The 20,511-nt window shown below is 66.0% G+C and carries 19 protein-coding genes; 14 read left to right on the top strand and 5 right to left on the bottom strand.

Annotation, left to right across the window (positions count from 1 at the left end):
* Nucleotides 1-35 precede the first annotated feature (35 nt).
* The gene (locus SLG_RS14210; protein ID WP_014077188.1) at nucleotides 36-845 is read left to right on the top strand and encodes a CmcJ/NvfI family oxidoreductase; all 810 of its coding nucleotides are present in this window, start codon (nucleotides 36-38) and stop codon (nucleotides 843-845) included.
* Nucleotides 846-889: 44 nt separating this feature from the next.
* On the opposite strand, the gene SLG_RS14205 is transcribed toward SLG_RS14210, so the two are convergent.
* Nucleotides 890-1,201, bottom strand: a complete 312-nt coding sequence (locus tag SLG_RS14205) for a hypothetical protein (protein WP_014077187.1) — start codon at nucleotides 1,199-1,201, stop codon at nucleotides 890-892.
* Between the two features lie 151 nt (nucleotides 1,202-1,352).
* On the opposite strand from SLG_RS14205, the gene SLG_RS20500 reads away from it, so the two are divergent.
* The 3 genes from SLG_RS20500 (at nucleotide 1,353) to SLG_RS14190 (ending at nucleotide 4,855) form a co-directional block, all read left to right on the top strand.
* Nucleotides 1,353-2,480 carry an LLM class flavin-dependent oxidoreductase gene (locus tag SLG_RS20500; protein WP_051003772.1) on the top strand — a complete coding sequence of 376 codons (1,128 nt, stop codon included), beginning with the start codon at nucleotides 1,353-1,355 and terminating at the stop codon, nucleotides 2,478-2,480.
* A gap of 164 nt (nucleotides 2,481-2,644) precedes the next feature.
* Nucleotides 2,645-3,364, top strand: coding sequence for an alpha/beta hydrolase (locus tag SLG_RS20495; RefSeq protein ID WP_014077185.1), 720 nt, complete (start codon nucleotides 2,645-2,647; stop codon nucleotides 3,362-3,364).
* A gap of 96 nt (nucleotides 3,365-3,460) precedes the next feature.
* Nucleotides 3,461-4,855 (top strand): spinster family MFS transporter, encoded by a 1,395-nt coding sequence (locus SLG_RS14190; RefSeq protein ID WP_014077184.1) that lies wholly within the window; start codon nucleotides 3,461-3,463, stop codon nucleotides 4,853-4,855.
* 20 nt (nucleotides 4,856-4,875) lie between these two features.
* On the opposite strand, the gene SLG_RS14185 is transcribed toward SLG_RS14190, so the two are convergent.
* Nucleotides 4,876-6,288: a FadR/GntR family transcriptional regulator gene (locus SLG_RS14185; protein ID WP_014077183.1), complete on the bottom strand. Its 1,413-nt coding sequence runs from the start codon at nucleotides 6,286-6,288 to the stop codon at nucleotides 4,876-4,878.
* Nucleotides 6,289-6,529: 241 nt separating this feature from the next.
* On the opposite strand from SLG_RS14185, the gene SLG_RS14180 reads away from it, so the two are divergent.
* The gene (locus SLG_RS14180; RefSeq protein ID WP_014077182.1) at nucleotides 6,530-7,072 is read left to right on the top strand and encodes a DUF3237 domain-containing protein; all 543 of its coding nucleotides are present in this window, start codon (nucleotides 6,530-6,532) and stop codon (nucleotides 7,070-7,072) included.
* Between the two features lie 19 nt (nucleotides 7,073-7,091).
* Here SLG_RS14180 and SLG_RS14175 read toward each other — a convergent pair whose 3' ends face one another.
* Nucleotides 7,092-7,967, bottom strand: coding sequence for an SDR family oxidoreductase (locus tag SLG_RS14175; protein WP_014077181.1), 876 nt, complete (start codon nucleotides 7,965-7,967; stop codon nucleotides 7,092-7,094).
* Nucleotides 7,968-8,171: 204 nt separating this feature from the next.
* Between SLG_RS14175 and SLG_RS14170 the strand changes: the two genes are divergently transcribed.
* The 4 genes from SLG_RS14170 to SLG_RS14155 all read left to right on the top strand — a co-directional run bounded on the left by SLG_RS14170 (nucleotide 8,172) and on the right by SLG_RS14155 (nucleotide 13,666).
* Complete coding sequence (locus tag SLG_RS14170) at nucleotides 8,172-10,619, top strand: TonB-dependent receptor (RefSeq protein WP_014077180.1); 2,448 nt, start codon at nucleotides 8,172-8,174, stop codon at nucleotides 10,617-10,619.
* Nucleotides 10,620-10,690: 71 nt separating this feature from the next.
* Nucleotides 10,691-11,599, top strand: a complete 909-nt coding sequence (locus SLG_RS14165) for a VOC family protein (protein ID WP_014077179.1) — start codon at nucleotides 10,691-10,693, stop codon at nucleotides 11,597-11,599.
* Nucleotides 11,596-12,711: an FAD-dependent oxidoreductase gene (locus SLG_RS14160; RefSeq protein WP_014077178.1), complete on the top strand. Its 1,116-nt coding sequence runs from the start codon at nucleotides 11,596-11,598 to the stop codon at nucleotides 12,709-12,711. Before SLG_RS14165 ends, SLG_RS14160 begins: the two co-directional genes overlap by 4 nt.
* A 19-nt stretch (nucleotides 12,712-12,730) precedes the next feature.
* Nucleotides 12,731-13,666 carry a fumarylacetoacetate hydrolase family protein gene (locus SLG_RS14155; protein ID WP_014077177.1) on the top strand — a complete coding sequence of 312 codons (936 nt, stop codon included), beginning with the start codon at nucleotides 12,731-12,733 and terminating at the stop codon, nucleotides 13,664-13,666.
* 18 nt (nucleotides 13,667-13,684) lie between these two features.
* Here SLG_RS14155 and SLG_RS14150 read toward each other — a convergent pair whose 3' ends face one another.
* Entirely contained in the window at nucleotides 13,685-14,320 is a 636-nt protein-coding gene (locus SLG_RS14150; RefSeq protein ID WP_014077176.1) for a TetR/AcrR family transcriptional regulator, read from the bottom strand.
* A 114-nt stretch (nucleotides 14,321-14,434) separates the two neighbouring features.
* Here SLG_RS14150 and SLG_RS14145 point away from each other — a divergent pair, with 114 nt between their 5' ends.
* The 4 genes from SLG_RS14145 to SLG_RS14130 are packed head-to-tail and all read left to right on the top strand — an operon-like array spanning nucleotide 14,435 to nucleotide 19,081.
* Nucleotides 14,435-15,424 (top strand): MBL fold metallo-hydrolase, encoded by a 990-nt coding sequence (locus SLG_RS14145; RefSeq protein WP_014077175.1) that lies wholly within the window; start codon nucleotides 14,435-14,437, stop codon nucleotides 15,422-15,424.
* Nucleotides 15,414-16,703, top strand: coding sequence for a fumarylacetoacetate hydrolase family protein (locus SLG_RS14140; RefSeq protein WP_014077174.1), 1,290 nt, complete (start codon nucleotides 15,414-15,416; stop codon nucleotides 16,701-16,703). Before SLG_RS14145 ends, SLG_RS14140 begins: the two co-directional genes overlap by 11 nt.
* Nucleotides 16,700-17,749, top strand: a complete 1,050-nt coding sequence (locus SLG_RS14135) for an amidohydrolase family protein (RefSeq protein WP_014077173.1) — start codon at nucleotides 16,700-16,702, stop codon at nucleotides 17,747-17,749. The genes SLG_RS14140 and SLG_RS14135 overlap by 4 nt, the downstream gene beginning before the upstream one ends.
* Before the next feature lie 48 nt (nucleotides 17,750-17,797).
* Complete coding sequence (locus SLG_RS14130; protein WP_231848683.1) at nucleotides 17,798-19,081, top strand: MFS transporter; 1,284 nt, start codon at nucleotides 17,798-17,800, stop codon at nucleotides 19,079-19,081.
* Here SLG_RS14130 and SLG_RS14125 read toward each other — a convergent pair.
* Nucleotides 19,070-19,543 carry a MarR family winged helix-turn-helix transcriptional regulator gene (locus SLG_RS14125; protein WP_041392062.1) on the bottom strand — a complete coding sequence of 158 codons (474 nt, stop codon included), beginning with the start codon at nucleotides 19,541-19,543 and terminating at the stop codon, nucleotides 19,070-19,072. The genes SLG_RS14130 and SLG_RS14125 overlap by 12 nt on opposite strands.
* A 140-nt stretch (nucleotides 19,544-19,683) precedes the next feature.
* On the opposite strand from SLG_RS14125, the gene SLG_RS14120 reads away from it, so the two are divergent.
* The gene (locus SLG_RS14120; RefSeq protein ID WP_041392061.1) at nucleotides 19,684-20,487 is read left to right on the top strand and encodes an alpha/beta fold hydrolase; all 804 of its coding nucleotides are present in this window, start codon (nucleotides 19,684-19,686) and stop codon (nucleotides 20,485-20,487) included.
* Nucleotides 20,488-20,511: the final 24 nt, after the last annotated feature.

Here is a 20,511-nt window from a genome sequence, read left to right as displayed (position 1 = left end):
ACCGCGTGCAGGCTGTGAGCCAGGAGAGAAGACCGATGGTGAGTGCGGTAACCGACGAGACCCGGCAACAGGCGTACATAGATACGTTCGTCCGATATTCCGACCGGACGGCGGACGGCGGCTATATCGAGGCCAACGGGCAATATTCCTTCGGGATGGAGGACCATGATGCCCGGGTGCGCAATGCCCGGCTGGCCGAGACGTCTTTCGAGACGCATGGCTTCACGCTGGTTCCTCACGCCACGGACGTGAACTTCGCTGACCCCGAAGACGTGAAGGCCCGCTATTATCCGCAGATCAGCGCGCTGGTGCGCGAGCTGACCGGTGCCGATGAAGTGATCGCGTTCCTCGGCATCCTGCGTGGCGGCGAAACCGATCGCGGCGGCGGGCCGGCGCTCAGCGCACATGTCGATTTCAACGAGGCCGCGTTGCGCGACTGGGTCGCCCGCCTGATGCCGGACCGCGCCGCCGAGCTGGCGGGCAAGCGGCTCGTCAACATCAATGTGTGGCGTGGGGTCAAGCCGGTCCGGAACAGTCCGCTGGCGGTCTGCGATGCCCGCAGCGTCGAGAAGAAGGATTTCATGCTCGTCCGGCTGGGCAAGAGCGACGAGCCCGTCACCCCGAGCACTCCGGGCGGCCTGAACATGGCCTACAATCCGCGGCACGAGTGGTATTATTATCCCGACATGCAGCCCGACGAGGCGCTGGTCTTCCGCCTGTTCGACACGGCCGATCCGGACTGGAAGATGTCGGGTCACACGGCCATCGTCGACCCGACCTCGGCGCCGGGCGCGCCGAAGCGGGAGAGCTTCGAGGCTCGCACCATCGCCATCTTCGACCGGTGATGGCCATGCTGCGCCTCGATGCCGGGCAGCCCGCCGGCGCCGCGCTAGCTGCCGGCCGGCTGCTGCGGCGCGCCGATGCGGAACTGCACCTCCTCGACGCGGACGAGTTTTGCATGCCCATCCTGCTGCCAGGGATCCCGGGCCATGCGCTCGCGAACCTCGGCCACGCTGTCGGCAAAGAAGATGAACAGCACGTCGCTGCTCTCCTCCATGAGCCCGGCCATGGCGATGAAGCCCTCGGCCTCAAGTCCCGCGACGAAGGCGGCGTGATGCTCGAACCCGTCCTGCTCATGGGCTTCCCGGCCCGGATCCCAGGCCTCGGTGCGCTTCACGATCGCGGCGAAAGTCTTCTTCATGTCTGTTTGCCTCTCCGGTTTGAACCGGGAGAGTATTCATTATGTAAATCTGATAATCAAGTTGGTATTTTGGAGAATTGATGTGCAAGTATTTGTCTTTGACTGGCTTGCTTATGGCGAGAGTGTCGACAAGTTCCGTGTAAACGGAGAGATGCCGCGTCTTGGGAAGAGTCATTTCGATCCCAATGTCGCGGTGAGAACTTACGAAAATCATCTCGACGCCTGGGTCGAGCTGGAGAAGCACGGCTTTGATGGCGTCGCCATCAACGAGCATCATGGGACGCCCTTCGGCATGGGCAATTCGCCCAATCTCATCGCGGCCTCGATTGCGCAGCGCACCGAGCGGCTCAAGATCCTCATCTACGCCAACCTGCTGCCGATCCATGAACCGCTCCGGCTTGCCGAGGAGTTCGCGATGCTGGATTGCCTGTCGAACGGCCGGATCATCGCGGGCGTCGCGCGCGGGGCGCCGCGCGAATACCGCATCTTCAACGTGCCGATGAGTGAATCGCGCGAGCGGTTCGAGGAAGCGTTCGAAGTGATGCGGCGCGCCTGGACCCAGGACAGCTTCTCCTTCGAGGGCAAGCATTACAACTACAAGGACGTCTCGATCTGGCCGCGTCCGGTGCAGCAGCCGCACCCGCCGGTCTGGGTGCCGCTCACCGGCTCGCGCGAGACGATCGAATGGGCGGCGGCAAATGACGCGGCGATCACGCCCGGCGTGTTCCCCGGGCCCATGCGCGAGGATACCATCCGCCATTTCGCGCGCTGCCAGGCGAAGCACGGCCGGAAAGTCACGCCCGACCGGATCAACATCATGGTCGAATGCTATGTGGCTGATTCCAAGGAACAGGCCATCGAGGAATATGGGCCTTATCTCATGTATCTGTTCAACACGCTGCTGCGCTACGATCAGGTCTACCAGAAGGACGTGAAGAAGCAGGGCTATTACAGCTCGAACGCGTTCGAGCATCTGCGCAACGGCGCGGAAGGCACGCTTGCCCAGGACGACACCGTGTTCAACGAGTGGACGATGGACACGGTCCGCGCGGCGGCCGAGCATATGCCGGTCGGCACGGCCGACGAGATCGTCGAGCGCATCATCGCCGAATGCAACGAGGCGGGGGCGAACAATGTCCTGCTCGTGTGCAATCGCGGGCACATGCCGCAGGAGATGTTCCTCAACCAGATCCGGCGGATCGGAGCCGAAGTGCTTCCGCGCCTTCAGGCCCATCAGGTCACCGCGGTGCCTTATGCCGAGGAAATCGCGGCGGAATGAAGGGCCGTGGCATCGGCACGGCCGGCCGGAATTGACGGCACTATTTCACGGCGAGCGCGGACAGCATGCGGAATCCGGCATCTTTCGCTCGCAAGCTCATTTGACGCAGGACACGCGCCCGCCGGGCGAGCGCAGGACCAGAAAACAGAACGAGGAAGCTAGGAATGGCAGACAAGCGCGCAACGATCGTCATCGTCCATGGAGCCTGGGTCGGCGGCTGGCGCTGGCGAGGCGTGGCGGACATCCTGATCGATCGCGGCCATCACGTCTTCACGCCGACGCTGACCGGCCTTGGCGAGCGCGAGCATCTGAACAGCCCGGCCGTCAATCTCTCGATGCATGCGCGGGACATCGCCAACGTCATCAAATATGAGCGGCTCGAGAATATCCTGCTCGTCGGCCATTCCTATGGCGGCATGCCGGTGTCCGTGGCGACCGAACTCGTGCCGGAAGGCGTCATCCAGTCGATCATGTACATGGATGCCTTCTACCCCGAGGACGGCGAAAGCCTGAACGACCTTGTCCCGGGCGAGCCGCATCTGCCGACCGAGGAAGGCGACTATCTCGTCCCGCCGCCCCGCGCGGACCTGGTCGGCTTCAACACCCACATGGATGCCGCGGCGCGTGCCGCTTATGAGGAGAGGCGGACGCCGCAGTCCGTCTATTGCTACAGCGAGAAGGCGCGGCTGACCGGTGCGCGCGAGCGCATTCCGCAGAAGACCTACGTCCTCGCTACCGGCTACAAGAACGACACGTTCCGCCCCATGGCCGAAAAGCTGCGCGCGCGGCCGGGCTGGCGCGTGGAAGAGATGCCCTACACGCACGACCTCCAGCATGTCGCCATGAAGGAAAGCGCGGACATGATCGAGTCGGCCATTCCCTGACGTCAGCGGCGGGGAAAGGGGCAGGGTGCATCGGCCGCGACGAGCTGAGTGCCCCGGCGATGAGCATGGGCAGGAACAGGTGAGGGCGTGACGAAAATGGCGACGGCATCCAGCGAACATCCCCTGTTGTCCCGGCGTTACAAGCGCTGGCTGGTCTTCGTCCTGCTGCTCGTCAGCATCTTCAACTTCGCGGATCGGGCGATCCTCGCGGTGCTCGCGCAGCCCATCAAGGAGGAGCTGCATCTCACCGACACGGATCTCGGCATCCTGCAGGGGCTGGGCTTCGCGATCCTCTATTCCGTGCTCGGCGTGCCGCTTGGGCTGCTGGCCGAGCGCGTGAACCGCAAGCGGCTCATCGCGGCCTGCGTCGCGGTCTGGTCGATCATGACTGCGCTCTGCGGCTTTGCGACCAGCTTCACGACGCTGCTGCTCGGCCGCATCGGCGTGGGCATCGGCGAGGCCGGTGTGCAGCCGCCGACATCCTCGATGCTCGCCGATCACTTCAAGCCGTCGCGGCGCGGCTCTGTGCTGGCGATCGTCACGCTGGGCTCGCCCATCGGCTTTCTGGTCGGGCAGGCGGCAGGCGGTTGGATCGCGAGCAACTGGGGCTGGCGCACCGCGTTCGTCGCGCTGGGCGTGCCGGGTGTTCTGGTGGCCTTGCTCGTCCTGATGACGCTGCGGGAGCCGCCGCGCGGGCTGGCGGAGGGTTCGGTCACCACGGAGCCGGCACCCAGCCTCATGGCCGTGGTCCGCTATCTCGTCTCGAAGCCGACCTATCTTCACCTGCTGGCCGGCACGACGGTGGCAGGCTTCACTTTCAACGCCGTCGCCAACTTCGTCCTGCCCTTCTACCTACGCGGTTTCGACATCTCCCTCGCGACGCTGGGCGCGATCTTCGGCATGGTCGCTTTCACGTCCAACGGCCTGGGGATGCTGGCTGGCGGCTTCGGCTTCGACTGGCTGTCGCGTCGGGACAAGCGATGGGCGCTCTGGGGGCCGGCAGCGGCGCTCGTCCTGTGCGCGCCCTTGTACTTCGGCGCATTCGCCAGCACGCGGCTCGGGGTCTCGCTCGCCTTCGTCTGGCTCGCCAATTTCGTCCTCATCACATATTTTGCCCCCACGATGGCGACCATGCAGAATCTGGTCGGTCCGCGCATGCGGGCTACTAGTTCCGCACTGACGGCGCTGGTGGGCGGACTGCTGGGCGCCGGCCTCGGCCCGACGGTGCTGGGCATCGCCAGCGACTTCTTCGCCGTCCGGGCCTTCGCGCAGGGGAATTTTCTCGCACGCTGTCCCGGCGGCCGGGCCGCGCAGGGCGCCGCGCCCGGGCTCGACCAGCTCTGCCAGGCCGCATCCATGCAGGGCCTGCGCTACGCACTCATCGCCATGCTCGCGGTCTTCTTCTGGGCCGCGCTTCATTATGTGCTGGCGGCACGCTCGCTGAGGAAGGATCTCTACGTGCCCGAGCTGCGCCCCGGCGCCGGGGGCTGAGCGCTCGCTGCACCTGCCCGTCAGATCGGACGGCTGCGACTCATTTCCAGCATGACGTGCGCCGATCGTGCCTTGGCCCATTCCAGTTCCGTGCGGCCATCGGCGGACGTCCCGTTCAGCAACTGCCGGACGAGGCGGAAATAGCTTGCCTGGAGGCCGACAGGAAGGCGCTCGGCGAGGGAGGGATGGAAACGCGCTTCATAAGCCGCGAGACAGCGCGAGAAGAGATCGATGATCGGGCTCTGCGCCAGCTGGGACACGCACTGCACGAGGCTGAGCAGGTCATAACGCTCGAGCGTGTCGCTTTCCTCCAGCCTGGAGATCAGCCGTTCCAGCGCGCGACGCTGTTCGCTGTCCGCGCGGCTCACAGCCAGCGCGGGCATGAAGCAGTTGAGCTGGAACAGGATCGTGCCGGCGGCTCTCACGTCCATCTGCTGGCCGATGAGATAGGCCAGCATGAGCCGGATCGTCCCGGTGCCGCGACGGTTGCGCACGACGAGGCCATTGCCGCGGCCCCGGCGGCATTCGACGAGGCCGCTGTCCTGCAATATGCGGATGGCCTGCCGCAGCGTGAGGCGGCTGACGCTGAAGCGCTCGCACAGGTCCCATTCCGAGCCCAGCCGCTGGCCGGTCGTACCGCTGCGCGCGATCTCCACCGCGAGCTTGCGCGCGACCGAGACGGCGAGGGTGCGTTCGTCCGCAAGACGGGCACTCTCGATGGGGCGGATATCCTGTGATGCCTTCTGCGGATGCAGGTGGCGCGTCAGCTCGTCATGCAACCGGTCGGCTTCCTGGACGGCCATCTCGGTATCGCCGTTCGCAAGAGCCTCGCGCATCGTCGCGATCGCGATTCGCGGCTGGTCGCCGGGCGCCGCCCCGTCCATGGCGAAGTCGAGCGTGAGACTGTTGAGGCATTTGATGAGCAGCATCACCACGGGCTCGCCCGTCAGTCGCGCAAGCTCGTTGCGGAGCGCCAGATGGCCGCCGAGACCGGGCGTGCGAACTGCCGCCTCCAGGCGCACGAGCCTGGGCAAGGGCGGCCGCGCCAGCGCTGCCAGCCTCGCGATCATGTGGTCCACCGCTTCCCGCGCGTCGAGAAGATGGGCAAGCGTGATGTCGGCCGTGCGGAAATAGTCCGCGATCTCCTCGCCGATCGATTGCGCCAGCGGCGTCTTGACGATGAAGCCCCCGCACGGGCCCGGGCGCAGGCTGCCAAGGCCTCGGCGCTCCAGCAGCCCGACAGCTTCCCGGATCACCGCGCGGCCCACCGAATAGCGATCCGAAAGGTCCCGCAGGGATCCCAGCGCCTCGCCGGCCGTCAGCCGCTGCCAGGCGATGTCATCCTCGATCTGTCGGGCGAGTTGTTCGGCCAGCCGAGACGGGCTCTCATCTTCCCGGGTCGAGGCAGTGTAGATGCGTTCAGCGACGCTCATGCGGACCTCTCCATTGCACTATGGAGCCCTAAGGATCGCGCGATGCAACAGGAAAGATCATGGGCCGCAGGTATATTTTCTGCCGGCATTGTGGGCACTATTTTTGTCCGGAACAGCGTGCAATGCTTATGTGGGTTTCGTGCGCCTTTCCGTTTCTGCCAGCGTCGGCCCGAGCCGTGCTTGTCCTCAACTGGTGAAGCAAGCGAGGCACGGCCTGAACATATGATCCGGGAGAGAGTGAATGCGGAAGGCGGTTTTGACGGTCATGGCGGGGCTGCTGGCGGCACAGGCACAGACACTACAGGCACAGGCACAGGCACAGGCACAGGCACAGGCATCGGAGGCACCGGCACCGCGTCTCGCATTCGCTTTCGAGGAGATCGTCCTACTTGGCGAGGCGATGGCGCCGGGCGAGACGCCTTATGGCCGGCGCAACATCATTCCCATCACGGGCGGCACGTTCGAGGGGCCGGGCATCAAGGGAACGATCGTCCCCGGTGGCTGGGACTGGCAGCTCGTCCGCGCGGATGGCTGCATCGACGTCAAGGCCGACTATATGCTCAGGACGGATGACGGCGTGATCATCAATGTCGTCAACACCGGTGCGCTCTGTCCGCCGAAGGCAGGCGAAGCACTCGTTCCCGCGCGCACATCGCCCCGCTTCGAGGCGCCGCTCGGCAAATATGCGTGGCTCAATCGGACCGCCTTCATCGGAACGCTGGAGAGAGCGACCGGGCCGAAGGGCGAGCCGGCGGTCCGGATCCGCTTCTACAAGGCGATCTGATCCGTCTCGCGATCCCGGGTCATGGCCGCAGGGCGCGCGCCATGACTTCGCTCATCGGCGTGGTGGGGCGGCCGATCAGCTTTTCCAGCGTCCGGCTTTCGTCGAACAGGCCACCGTCGCAGGCGCCCATGTCCGATTTCGCGATCAGCGCGGCGACGAAGGGCGGCGTGCCGATCTCCACCAGCGCGGCTTCGAACGCGGGTTTTGACAATTGCACGCAGGTGACTGGACGGCCGCTCAGGCGCGTCGCCTCTGCGGCGAGATCGGCGAAGGTGAAGCTGGTGCTGCCGGCCAGCTCGTAGACCTTGCCGGCCTGATCCTCGCGGGACGTGAGGATCGCCACCGCTGCTTGTGCGAAATCCGCGCGCGGGGCAGCGGAGATCAGGCCGTCGCCGGCACAGGTGGGGAGCGTTCCATGGTCCACGGCCGCCTGGATCCGGAACAGGTAATTCTCGCAATACCAGCCGTGCCGCAGCAGCACATGCGGCACGCCCACCTCCTTCAGGATCGCTTCGGTCGCCTTGTGTTCGGCCGCGATCGGGAGGGACGTCTCGGACGCGCGCAGGACGCTGGTATAGGCGATGAGGCCCACGCCCGCCTCTTTGGCCGCCTCGATGACCGCACGATGCTGCCGCTCCCGTTCGCCCACGGCATTGCCCGAGATGAGCAGCAGCTTGTCGATTCCCGCGAGGGCCGGGGCCAGCGTCCCGGGCTCATCATAATCGAAATGGCGCAGCTCGGCGCCGAGCGCGGCGAGCGGGGCGCCTTTGGCGAGATCGCGGACCAGCGCGACGACGGGGATGTCCGGATACTGCGCGCGAAGCGTCCGCACGATGATTTCCCCGAGCTGCCCCGTCGCCCCGGAAACGCCAATCACCGCCTGTCCTGCCGCCATGTCTCTCTCCCTTGCGCCTTCATTGCCGGAACGGGGACCGGCCGGCGGGTTATCCGCCCATATTTCCCGAGCCCCTCACAGCGCCAAGCGTCCCATATCGGCGATATTCCCGCAAACAGGAAAAAACATTGCGACGCGCAAGCAATTCCTTATTCTTGGAAATAGGAATTGATTCGGAAAACAGAATCAGGACGGGAGAGTGTGATGAAGGGGATGCTGCTGTCCTCCGCTGCGGCGGGGGTCTTCTTGTGTGCTGTGCCTGCAACGGCGCAATCCGATGCCGCGCCACCCGCCGAGGAAGGCCAGGGACTCGAGGAAATCATCGTCACCGCGCAGCGCGTGCAGGAGAGCAGCCAGCGCGCGCCGCTCGCGCTTGATGTCGTCAATCCCGCCGAGCTGTTGCGCCAGAATGTCGTGCGTGCGGAGGATCTGTCGCGCACCTCGCCGGCGCTCGCGTCCAGCGGCGGCGGCGGGCCGACCACGGTCTTCTTCGTGCGCGGCGTCGGCAATGCGACGGTCAACGCTTATTCGGATCCCGCCATCGCCTTCAATTATGACGGCGTCTATATCGGCCGGCCCTCGTCGACATCGGGGATGTTCTACGATCTCCAGCGCGTCGAAGTGCTCAAGGGGCCGCAGGGCACGCTTTATGGCCGCAATGCCACCGGCGGCGCCATCAATGTGATCCCGGCGCGGCCGAAGCTCGGCGAGACCTCGGGCCAGGTGATGCTCGGCTACGGCAATTATGACTGGCTGACCGGCCAGGCCGCGCTCAACCTGCCGGTTGGCGACAATGCGGCGGTCCGTGTCGCGGGCATGATGTCGAACCGCGACGGCTTTCTGAGCGACGGGACCGGCAAGCAGCGCGAATATGCGTTTCGCGGGCAACTGCTTGTCGAGGCGACGCCCGCGCTGACGCTGCGCCTGGGGGTCGACTATGCGCATCAGGGCGGGAGCGGGGCCTCGGGCTTCTATCTCGGGGCAGTCAATCCCACCTTCGGCCCGACCGGCTTCGCGGGCTACAGCTATGTGCCGACCGGTTTCGACCGCACGCAGGGCCTGCTCGATCCGCGCTCCAATGCCTTGCTGGGCAGCCGCTTCGTCGGACAGGTCGGCCGCACGGGCGCCGTCGTCGACGGGCGCCCCTATAATGACAATAATTATTGGGGCATCACGGCCGAGCTCAATTACGAGACGGCGGCGGGCACGCTCACGGTCCAGCCGGCCTATCGCGAGGGCAAGCTCGATTATACCTTCAACGGGGTGTTTCGTGGCGGCGGCGTGAAGGAGACGGACAAGCAGACCAGCGTCGAGGCGCGCTGGGCCGGCAATGTCGGGCCGGCGATCGACTATCTCGTCGGCGGCATGTATTTCGACGAGAATATCGACGTCCCGTTCGCTTATTACAACCAGTCGACCCTGACGCCCTATCAGAGCTTCACGACCGCGACCGAGAGCTGGGCCGGCTTCGGCAAGCTCACCGTGCGGCCGGTGGAAAAGCTCAGCCTGACGGCCGCCGGGCGCTACACCTCGGACAAGAAGCGGTTCGATGGCCTGTCGCAGGTCTATATCGTGTTCTGCGGCAATCCCGCTCCGCCGCAGGATTTCTGCCCGACGCTGCCGTTCACGCCGCTCGCCGGCAGCGCGGCGGAACTGGAGGAATTCTATATCTCGCGCGGCATTCCCGTGACGCCCGTGCCGCTCTACGCGCTGCCGCCGGTCGCTGGCGGATCGCAGACGGCGCCGTTCGTGCTGCGCTCGCCCATCGCGATCAATGCCGGGCTGACCAACGAGAAATTCACTTATCGGCTTGCGGCGCAATATGATTTCACCCCGCGCAGCATGGTCTATGCGAGCTTCGAGACCGGCTATCATGCCGGCGGCTTCTCCTTCGCGCGCGGCGTGGAAAGCTACGAGCCGGAGACCATCAAGGCCTATACGATCGGCAGCAAGAACCGCTTCTTCGGCAACCGGCTGCAGGTCAATGTCGAGGGGTTCATCTGGAAGTACAAGAACCAGCAATACAGCCAGTTCGGCTATGATCTGGGCAACCCGCCCTCGACTGTCTTCCTGACCCGCAATATCGGCGACAGCACGATCCAGGGCATCGATCTCGATGTCGAGTTCCTCGCCACGCGCAACACCCTGCTGTCGGCCAGCGTGCAGTATCTCGACACCGAATATGACAGCTTCGTCTATTTCGCGCCGAACCAGGGCCTGCCGCCGAACACGACCTGCGCCTTCGCGCCCACCACCCAGACGACGCCGGGCGGCGCGACGCTCAACGTGTTCCGCGTCGATTGCTCGGGCAAGCAGGCCTTCAATTCGCCGGAATGGTCGTTCAATCTCGATGCGCAGCAGACGATCCCGCTCGGCGCCTACAAGCTGACGCTGCAGGGCGGGACGCGCTACCGCAGCGAGAGCTACTCCTCGGCGGACTATCTGCCCTATCTCCGCTCCGAGGCGGCGTTCGTCAGCAATGCCTCGATCACGCTGTCGAGCGCGGATGATCGCTGGTTCGCCAGCCTCTATGTCTTCAACATCGAGGACAACCAGCGGCTGGTGGGCGGCACGACCAATTCGGCGGGGCTCATCTCGGCCTCGGCGGAGCAGCCGCGCACTTGGGGCGTGCGCGTCGGGGGCAAGTTCTAGGAAACGCCTGCTTTCCATCCCATCCAAACATGTTTATTCCTGAGTGTAGGAATTTTAGAGTCGGAGGAAATATGCCCGCGTCGGTCAACGATCTTCATTATGTCGCACTGGCGGTGCCCGATCTGGCGGCCGAGCGGGCGTTCTTCGGCGAGACCTGGGGGCTGACGGAAGTCGGCGAGCAGGATGGCAAGGTCTATTTCGCGGCGGAGGGGTCGCCGCATCCCTTCGTCATCCGCCTGCGCCAGGACGATGAGCGCAAGACCGACCTGATCGGCTTTTCCGCAAGTTCGCGGGCCGATGTCGATGCCCTCTTCGCGCAGGTGCAGGCGGCGGGAAGCAAGATCATCTCGCAGCCCGGCGCGGCGGAAGGCCCGGCCGGGGGCTATGCCTTCCGCTTCTTCGATCCGGACGGCCGCGCGATCGAAGTGATCTGCGATACCAACCAGCGCACCCACCGCACGCTCGCCAGGGGCGAGGCGATCCCGACCGGGCTCAGCCACATCGTGCTGCATACGCCCGACCCGGCCAAGCTGGTCGCCTTCTACGAAGCGGCGCTCGGCTTCCGGCTGACCGACTGGATCGGCACGTTCATGGCTTTCCTGCGCTGCAATCCGGTTCATCACCGGCTCGCGATCCTGCCCGGGCCGCCGGCACTCAACCATGTGGCATTCGATGTCTCCTCGGTGGACGAGATGATGCGCGGCCTTGCCCGCATGCACGAGAAGGGCATCACGCTCTCCTGGGGGCCGGGCCGTCACACGGCGGGCAACAACACCTTCACTTATTATCTGACGCCGAACGGCAATGCCGTCGAATATACGTCGGATCTCGAGGAAGTGGACGAGGCGAGCTGGCAGCCGACGGTCTATGAATTCAGCCCGAGCATCACCGATCAGTGGGGCACGGGCCGCATCATTCCGGGCAATGTGCCGCATGCCGAGATGACGCCCGACAAGGGCCTGTGGCAGGTGCCCGCATGATCCGCAGCGCGCTTGTCGTCGGCGGCGGCGTCGGCGGCATGACGGCGGCGATCTCGCTCAAGCGCATCGGCGTCGATGTGGTGCTGATCGACGCGGACCCGCAATGGCGGGTCTATGGCGCGGGCATCAGCGTCACGGGCATCTCGCTGCGGGCCTTCGATGCACTCGGCATCCTCGATCAGATCCGGGCGCGCGGGCATGTCGGCGCCGGCATGCGCGGCAAGACCGTCGGGGGGCAGACGGTCATGGAACCGCCCGTCCCGGACAACCCGACGCCGATCCAGCAGGGCGGCGGCATCATGCGCCCGGTGCTGCATGATATCCTCTCCGCCACGGTGCGGGCCGAGGGCATCGACGTGCGGCTCGGCCTCAGGGTGGAGACGCTGGCGCAGGACGCGCAGGGCGTCGACGTGACATTCGATGACGGCAGCGCCGGCCGCTACGATCTGGTCGTCGGGGCGGACGGCATCTATTCGCAGATCCGCGGCATGATCTTCCCGGATGCGCCCAGGCCCCGCTTCACCGGGCAGGGCTGCTGGCGCGTCGTCGCGGCGCGCCCGCCCGAAGTCGATCGCGCCGAGATGTATTTCGGCGGGCCGGTCAAGCTCGGGATCAACCCCGTCTCGGCCGACCAGATGTACATGTTCATCCTGGAGCATGTGCCGGACAATCCGTTCTTCGCCGAGGCGGAGATGGTCGAGCATGTCCGCGCGCTGCTGGCGCCGTTTGGCGGTGCGGTCCCGGCGGTGCGGGAGAGCCTCACCGATCCTTCGCAGATCAATTACCGGCCGCTCGAATGGCTGCTGCTGCCCAAGCCCTGGTATGTGGGCCGCGTGGTGCTGATCGGCGATGCCGCGCATGCGACCACGCCGCACATGGCGAGCGGCGCCGGGATCGCCGCCGAGGACGGGCTCGTGCTCGCCGAGGAACTCAAGCGCCACGATGCAATCACCGATGCGCTGCATGCCTTCATGGAGCGCCGGTTCGAGCGGGCGCGCCTCGTCGTCGAGAACAGCGTGATGATCGGCGACATGGAGATGGCAGGCGACCTCTCCAACAAGGGGCCGGCGATGCTCGGCGCCACCATGGGCCAGCTGCAGGCGCCTTACTGAGACAGGAAGAGGACGGGACATGACATTCGGTCTGGCGAAGCTGCGGGATGGCGGCGTGGTGCTGGTGACGGGCGAGAGGATGGTGCCCGTCGCGGGGGCCGGCGACGTGCTTGCCCTGCTCGATGACTGGGAGGCGGCGCTGCCCAGGCTGGAGGCGATCGCCGCAGCCGGGGAAGGGGCCGTTCCGCTCGACGAACGGGCGCTCGCCGCGCCTTATGTCCCGCGCCAGATCTTCTGCACCGGCGCCAATTACCGCAAGCATGTGATCGGGCTCATCATGGGCGATCCCTCCATGCGCACCGCCGCCGACGAAGGCGAGACGGATGAGGAGCGCCTCGCCCGCGTCGAGAAGATGATGGACGAGCGGGCCCACGCGACGCTGCCTTTCTGCTTCATCAAGCTCCCCTCCTGCGTGGTGGGACCGAATGACGCGGTGGTGCTGCCGCGCAATGTGCAGAAGCCCGACTGGGAGCTGGAACTGGGCGTGGTGATCGGCAAGCGCGCGCGCCATGTGACGCCCGAGCAGGCCATGGATCATGTCGCCGGCTTCGTGGTGGTGAACGACGTCACGGCCCGCGAGCATATCTTCCGCCGTGACAACAGCGCCATCGGGGCGGACTGGCTTTCGGGCAAATGTTTCCCGACCTTCCTGCCCTTCGGCCCGATGATCGTGCCCCGCCAGTTCGTGACGGACCCCTATGACCTGACCATCCGCCTCGCGGTCAATGGCAAGGTCTATCAGGACGAATCCACGCGGGACATGATGATCAGCATCGAGCGGCAGCTGGCCTATCTGTCCGACCGGGTCGAGCTGATGCCCGGCGACGTCATCTGCACCGGTTCGCCTTATGGCAATGGCTCGGCCTTCGGCGTGTTCCTCCAGCCGGGCGACGTGATGGAAGGCACGATCACCGGCCTCGGCACGCAGCGCAATCCGTGCGTCGCGGAAGGCTGAACCGTGGCCTTTGCCCGATCAGTCCTCGCGCTTGCGCAGGCCGTTGAGCAGCAGGTCGACGACGAAGTCCTCGAACGCGACGCCGAGCGCATCCATGTCGGTATCGTCCGGCACGAGATTGCGCACCACCGGCTGCGCGGAGACGAAGAAGTCGAACAGGCCGACCAGCGTGAGGTGAAGGAACAGCGGATTGACCGACCGCAGGTCCGTGCCGCCGTCCTGCGCCATCATCTGGGCGAGGCGCTCGACCGCGCCCATGTTCATCTCGCCCTGCAGCTTGCGCACTTCCGGCGACTTCGCATCCGCCAGTTCATCGACCATCAGGCGGTGGACATGCTTGGTGGACCGCGTGAAGTGCGCGGCGTGGCGAATGGTGTGCTCCAGCCGGGCGAGGGGGGCGGCCAGCGTCGCTTTCTCGGTCGGCGCGTCGGCGATGAGCTGCTTAACCACTTCGAGCAGCAGCTTTTCCCGGTCGCCGAAATAGTAACGGATCAGGGCCGGATCGACGCCAGCCTCCCGCGCGATCAACGAGGTCGTCACGCGCGCCGGGGGCAGGTCCTGCAACAGCTCGGTGGCCTTGCTCAGCACCGCTTCCTTGCCCACCGCGTCCGCCGGCCGGCCCTGGCCGCGCTTTCTCTTCGAAATCCTCGTCATGCGCCCGCTATTCCGCTTTTTTCGGCCCGCGGCAAGCAGGCTGACAAAATTCCCGGAAATAGGAATTGCGCGGACGGCGCAGATCGATAAGGTCCGGCTCATAAGGAGAGGAAAATGGCAAACTGGCCGTTCACGCAAGGCATCCATGATATCGGCAATGGCCTCTATGGCTATGTCCAGCCGGACGGCACATGGGGCTGGTCGAATGCCGGGCTGATCGCCAGCGGCGGCGAGACGCTGCTGGTCGATACGCTGATGAGCGTGCCGCTCACGCGCGAGATGCTGGACCAGTTCAAGGCACGTGTGCCCGAGGCAGCGAAGATCGACCGGCTGGTCAACACCCATGCCAATCCCGACCATTTCTTCGGCAACGGCCTTGTCGCGGATGCCGAGATCATCGGCACCGTCGAGGCAAAGAAGGAGATGGCCGGCTTCAATCCCAGGGCGCTCGCCGCGCTGCGCGACAATTACCAGACTATGGGCGATGCAGGCGCGTTCCTGTACGAGACGATGGGCCGCAAGTTCGACTTTTCCGGTGTCGATGACGTCACGCTGCCCAATCGCACCTTCGAGAAGCATCTGACGCTCACCGTGGGGGACAAGCAGGTCGAGCTCACCGATCTCGGCCCGGCGCACACCGATTCCGACACGATCGTCTGGGTGCCGGAGGATCGCGTGGTGTTCACCGGCGACCTGCTGTTCAACGAGGGGCATCCGATCATGTGGGCGGGGCCGGTCGAGAACTGGATCGCCGCCTGCCAGCGCATCATCGATCTCGATCCGCAAGTGGTCGTGCCCGGCCACGGGCCCATCACCGAGAGGACAGCCGTCGCCGCCATGAAGGGCTATTTCGAATATGTCCGGGACGAGGCGCGCGCCCGCTTCGATGCCGGCATGGGATTCGACGAGGCCGCGCGGGACATCAACATGCAGGAATATCGGGGCTGGAGCGATCCGGAGCGGATCGTCGCCAATGTCTTCTCCCTTTACCGCCAGTGGGGTGCGCAGTTCACGCCCGAGCAGCAGCGCGACCTGTTCGGCGCCATGGGCCGCTACCACAAGGAACTGGCCGCCCATCACGAGGCTTGCGACCATGAGCATTGAGATCAACGCCACGCACGATCCGGCGCGTCGCAGCTGGGTCGAGAGCGCCCATACGCCGGACACGGATTTTCCGATCCAGAACCTGCCCTTCGGCCTGTTCCGCACCGGCGATCATGTTCGCGGCGGCGTCGCGATCGGCGAGTGCATCGTCGATCTGGCCGCCTTGCTGGACACCGGCCTGCTGAGTGGGGCGGCGGCCGGGGCTGCGCAGGCAGCGGCGGGGCCAGATCTGGCGCCGCTGCTGGCCTGCGCGCCGAGCGCCGTCAGTGCCCTGCGCGCCGAATTGTCCGAGCTGCTGCGCGAAGGCGGCGCGGGGGACCGCCCGGTGCTGGAGCCGTTGCTGGTGCCGATGGCCTCGGCGGAACTGCTGCTGCCGCTCAAGCCCACCGCCTTCACCGATTTCTGCACTTCGCTCGATCATATCAAGCGCATGGCCCAGGGCGCCGCGCCGCTCGCCGCCATGGCGCTGCCGGTGGCCTATAATGGCCGCGCCAGCTCGGTGATGGTCAGCGGGACGCCCGTGGTGCGCCCGAGCGGCCAGTTCACGGCGGCACCGGGCAGCAGCGACATCCGCTTCGCTCCCGAGCCCATGCTCGATTTCGAGCTGGAGTTCGGCGTGTGGCTGCGCGAGGGCAATGCGCTTGGTCATCCGATCGGCATGGCGGACGCGGAGCGCGCCCTGTTCGGCTGCTGCCTCGTCAACGACTGGTCGGCGCGCGGCATCCAGTTCTTCGAGTCCATCCTCGGCCCGCATCTGGGCAAGAGCTTCGCCACCACGATCAGCCCGTGGATCGTGACGATGGAAGCGCTCGCGCCGTTCCGTCTCGCCGCGCGCGGGCGGGACGCGGGCGAGCCGGACGTGCCCGCCTATCTCCTCGATCCCGCAGACCGCAGCCATGGTGCCATCGACATCGAGCTGACCGCCGAGCTCGCCGGCCAGCGGATCGTCCGCACGAACCTCAAGGAACTGTTCTGGACGCTGGCGCAGATGGTCGCGCATCAGGCCTCCAACGGCGCGCCGCTGGAGCGGGGCGATCTCGTCGCGACGGGCACTGTCTCCGGCGCGGCGGAGGAGGCGAGGGCCTGCCTTGCCGAGATCACCTTCCGGGGCGGCGACACGATCACGCTGCCGGACGGATCGACCCGCAAGTGGCTTGAGGATGGCGACACGCTCACCCTGCGCGGCAAGGCGCAGGCGCAGGGCTATGTGCCCATCGGCTTCGGCGATTGCAGCGGCACCATTGCCCCTGCGAGCGCAGCAGTGGGGACAGCGGAATGACGATCACCACCTGCGGCGATCGCAAGCCCATCCCGGTCGAGGCGCGCGGCAAACATCTTGTCGTCGACATCCATTGCCATCTCGGCATCCCCGCCGCCGATGCGGTCGTGCAGGCGAAGCATCCCGGGCCGCCGCCCGGCATCAACGATTTCACCAGCGCCAAATCGACCGAGGTCAATCGCGCCCAGTTCGCCACCATGGGACGGACACTGAACACGCTCGACCAGCGCCTGGAGGACATGGACCGGCTCGGCATCGACGTGCAGGCGCTCTCACCGAGCCCCGGGCAATATTTCTATTTCGCCGATCCCGAGGTGGGGCGCGATGCCGCCCGGATCGTGAACGACGGCATGGCGGCGGCGGTGGCGCAGCATCCCGACCGGTTCGTCGGCATGGGCACGGTGCCGCTCCAGAATGTCGAGATGGCCGTCGCCGAGATGACCCGTTGCGTCCGCGAGCTCGATCTGCGCGGCATCGAGATCAGCTCGAACGTCAATGGCAAGGATTTCCATGCCGAGGAATTCCGCCCCTTCTTCGCGGCGGCCGAGGAACTCGGCATCCTGCTCTTCATCCATCCGCTCGGCTTCACGCATGCGCAGCGGATGAGCGAATATTATTTCAACAATCTCATCGGCAATCCGCTCGAATCCACGCTCGCCGTCGGCCATCTGATCTTCGGCGGTGTGCTCGATCGCTATCCCGGCCTGAAGATCTGCGTGGCGCATGGCGGCGGCTATATCCCCGGCTATTGGGGCCGGATGGACCATGGCTGGCGCGCCCGCGCCGATTGCTCCGAGCACTGCGCGCATCCGCCGTCGAGCTATCTGCGCAAGCTCTGGCTGGACACGCTGGTGTTCGACCAGGACGAGCTCGACAGCCTCGTGCGCACCCATGGCCCGGACAAGCTCTGCCTCGGCACCGATTATCCGTTCGACATGTCGGAGCCCGATCCGGTCGGCTTCCATGCGCGGCTGGACGAGGCGGCGAAGGCGAAGATCCTCGGCCTCAACGCGGCCGAACTGCTCGGGCTCAGGATGGAGCGCTGACAAGATAATCGAAAAGACGACAGGGAAGGGGAGAGGAAGATGGCGAGCATGGCGGAGAGACCGGAGGCGCTCGGCGCGCCTGTGCGCGGCGCGGGGTACACGCTTTTCCTGCTGTTCCTCGCGAATTTCCTGAACGTTGCCGATCGCGCCCTGCTCGGCATCGTCGTCGATCCGGTGAAGGCGGACCTGGCGCTCAGCGACACGCAGATGAGCATCGTCTCGGGCACGGCCTTCGTGCTGTTCAACCTGCTTGTCGGCATCTTCATCGCGCGCTGGGTCGATCATGGCCACCGCAAGCGCATCCTGATCCTGGGCATCGCGCTCTGGTCGGGCGCGACCGCGCTCACCGGGCTCGCGACGGGCTTCTGGACGCTGGGCCTGACCCGCGTTCTCGTCGGCGTGGGCGAGGCGACGGCCTTTCCGGTGGCGATCTCGATGATTTCGGACCTGTTCTCCCCGGCGCGCCGGCCGCGCTCCATCTCCATCTTTCAGGCCAGCACCTTCGTCGGCCTTGTCGTCGGCTCCATCCTCGCGGGCGTGCTGGCCGCGGCGCATGGCTGGCGCGCCATGTTCGTCATCTGCGGCCTCTCCGGCTTCCTGCTGGTGGCGCTCATGATGGCGAGCATGCGCGAGCCCGATCGGGTCCGGGAACCGGCGGGCGAAGCGGCGCAGGAAGGCAATCTCCTGCGGGCGATCGGCCATCTGGTCCGGCTGCCCGGCTTCGTGGCCCTGTCGCTCGGCATGGCGTTTGCGGGCATGGCGGTCTCGGTGCTGCCGACCTGGGCGCCGGCCTTCCTGCTGCGCAGCCATGGCGTGCCACTGGCGGCCGTCGGCGCGCTTATCGGCCCGGCCGTGGGGCTTGGCGGGATCACCGGGACGATTGCCGCGGGCATGCTTGCCAGCCATCTCGTGCGCAAGCGCGGCGCGGACGTTCACGGCCTGCTGGTGCCGATGATCGCGATCCCGCTCGCCGCGCCGTTCTACCTCGTCTTCATTTCCGCGCAGTCGCTGACGCTCGCCATGTCCTCGGCCGCCGTCATGAACTTCCTGCTGTCGAGTGCCGTGGGGCCATGCATCGCCGTGGCGGTCGGCATCGCGCCTACGCGCATGCGCGCGGTGTCCTCCACGCTCATGCTGCTCGCGCTGGGCATCATCGGGGGCGCGGTGGCGCCGCTCGTCGTGGGCTGGGTGAGCGATGTGCTCGCGCCGCAATATCAGAACGACTCGCTGCGCTATGCGCTCGCGACTATGGCGCCGACGCCGCTCGTCGCGGGCGCGCTGATCTGGCTCGCGTCCGCCCGTATCCGGGCGCGCGCGCCGTCACTTCCTTGAGGCGGCCGCCGCGAGCAGATTGTCCCGCAACCGGATCAGGTCGTTCTGGAGGCGCACATAGGGTTCCGGTTCGAGCCCCGTCGCTTCCAGCACGGTCTCGCGGCCGCAAAATGCCTTCTCGAACATCGCCTTGCCCTGCGGGGTGAGGTTCACGCGGACCTGTCGCTCGTCCTGCGTGTCACGGCGGCGCGTCACATAGCCGGAGGCCTCCAGGCGCTTGAGCATCGGCGTCAGGGTGCTCGACTCGAGGAACAGCTTCTCGCCGAGCTGGCTCACGGTCTGGTCGCCTTCCTCGTTGAGCGCGATCAGGGCCGCATATTGCGGGTAGGTCAGCCCGAGTTCGTCGAACAGCGGCTTGTAGGCCCGGTGAAAGGCGAGATTGGCCGAATAGACCGCAAAACAGAGAAAATCGGGCAGCTTCGCGGCCAGTTCGGGCTCGGGCAGGTCATCGCTCTTCGTCAAAATCCGGTCTCGCACAAGAGGTTGCAGTCAGCCTCTACATAGTCGCGCGCAATTCAATCGCAAGCGATTGACTCGCTCCATGTGAGTCGACTATATAAATCGCACACGATCTAATCGCATCCGATTGAATGGAGATTCCCATGATCGACAAGGTTCGCAAAATGATGATCGCGGCCGCCGTGGCGGGGGCTCTCGCCGGTGGCGTGCAGGCGCAGCCCGTGCGGGCGATCCCCGCCGACCAGTCCGTGCGCAACGTCGTGCTGGTGCATGGCGCGTTCGTCGACGGCTCCGGCTGGCGTGGCGTTTACGAGGATCTGACAGCGCGGGGCTACCGCGTCAGCATCGTGCAGAACCCGCTCACCTCGCTGGAGGACGATGTCGCGGCGACCGATCGGGTTCTCTCCGGGCAGAACGGCCCCGCCATTCTGGTCGGCCACAGCTGGGGCGGGACGGTGATCACCGAGGCAGGTGTGCATCCCAAGGTCGCCGGGCTGGTTTATCTTTCCGCGCTGGCGCCCGACGCGGGCGAGAATACCGCCGGCCAGTATGAAGGCTATCCGGCCGCGTCGCAGTTCGTCATCGATGTCGGCACGGATGGATTTGGCGTCGTGCGTCCCGATCGCTTCCAGTCCGGCTTCGCGGCCGATCTCGCCGATGCGGACGCCGCGTTCCTGCGGGATTCGCAGGTCCCCATCCGCATGTCCGCCTTCGAGACCCGCCTGAAGAATGCCGCCTGGCGTTCCAGGCCGAGCTGGGCGATCATCGCGACCGAGGATCGCGCGTTCGGGGAAGGCATGCTGTCCGGCATGGCGCGGCGCATCGGGGCGACGATTGTCGAGATCCCCGGGAGCCACGCCGCTTTCATTACCCAGCCGGCCGCGGTCGCCGACGTGATCGACGACGCAGCGCGCAGCCTCTCGCAAACGACAAACCGCAACAAATGACGGCTACCTCATCAACCTCGAAGG

It is taken from the genome of Sphingobium sp. SYK-6, assembly GCF_000283515.1.
In the GTDB taxonomy this organism is placed as follows: Bacteria; Pseudomonadota; Alphaproteobacteria; order Sphingomonadales; family Sphingomonadaceae; genus Sphingobium; species Sphingobium lignivorans.
Note: the sequence above shows the minus strand (reverse complement) of the source record. Positions and strands in the feature narration are given on the sequence as shown.